1 protein-coding gene and 1 pseudogene are annotated in these 1,008 nt (G+C 51.8%); both read left to right on the plus strand.

Translation table 11 applies throughout. The features are described from left to right. Positions 1 to 740: NADH:ubiquinone reductase (Na(+)-transporting) subunit B (locus ACTHUM_RS15180; protein WP_440403312.1), on the plus strand; the 740-nt coding region annotated here is incomplete at its 5' end. Beyond that, positions 733 to 1,008, plus strand: a pseudogene (locus tag ACTHUM_RS15185) (Na(+)-translocating NADH-quinone reductase subunit C); the annotation flags it as partial. The gene ACTHUM_RS15180 and the pseudogene ACTHUM_RS15185, both read left to right, overlap by 8 nt.

Below are 1,008 nucleotides of genomic sequence, written 5' to 3' on the forward strand. Positions count from 1 at the left end.
TCGTTCCCCCTACCCTGCCTTTGTGGCAAGCCGCTTTGGGTATTTCTTTCGGCGTTGTGGTTGCGAAAGAAGTATTCGGCGGTACAGGTAAAAACTTCATGAACCCTGCTCTTGCAGGCCGTGCGTTCCTGTTCTTTGCCTACCCTGCCAACATTACCGGCGATACCATTTGGACTGCGGTTGACGGCTATTCCGGCGCAACTGCTTTGGCGCAATGGGCGGCACACGGTGCAGACGGCCTGAAAAACGCTGTAACCGATCAAACCATTTCTTGGATGGACGCATTTATCGGTAACGTGCCCGGCTCAATCGGCGAAGTATCCACTTTGGCGCTCTTAATCGGTGGCGCGTTTATCGTGTTCACTCGTATTGCCTCTTGGCGCATTATCGCCGGCGTGATGATCGGTATGATTGCCATGTCTTCGCTGTTTAACTTCATCGGTTCGAACACCAACGCCATGTTCTCCATGCCTTGGTACTGGCATCTGGTTGTCGGCGGCTTTGCCATCGGTATGCTGTTTATGGCAACCGACCCTGTTTCCGCTTCCTTTACCAATGTCGGCAAATGGTGGTACGGCGCGCTAATCGGTGTGATGTGCGTGTTAATCCGCGTGGTCAATCCGGCTTACCCTGAAGGCATGATGTTGGCGATTCTGTTTGCCAACCTGTTTGCCCCGATTTTCGACTATTTCGTCGCACAAGCGAACATCAAACGCAGAAAGGCGCGCAGCAATGGCTAAGAAATTCGATAAAGACAGCTTCAGCGGCACGCTGATTGTGGTATTGGTTGTCAGCCTGATTTGTTCCATCATCGTTGCCGGTGCGGTCGTCGGCTTGAAACCCATCCAAGAGAAACAAAAACTCCAAGACAAACAAGGCTATATCTTGAGCGTAGCCGGTTTGATGGATAAAAACACCGACATCAGCAAAACCTTTGCCGAGCGTATCGAGCAACGCGTTGTCGATTTGGCAACCGGCGAATACGTGAAAGATGCGCCGAAAGACTTC

This window comes from Neisseria sp. P0021.S006 (assembly GCF_051956895.1).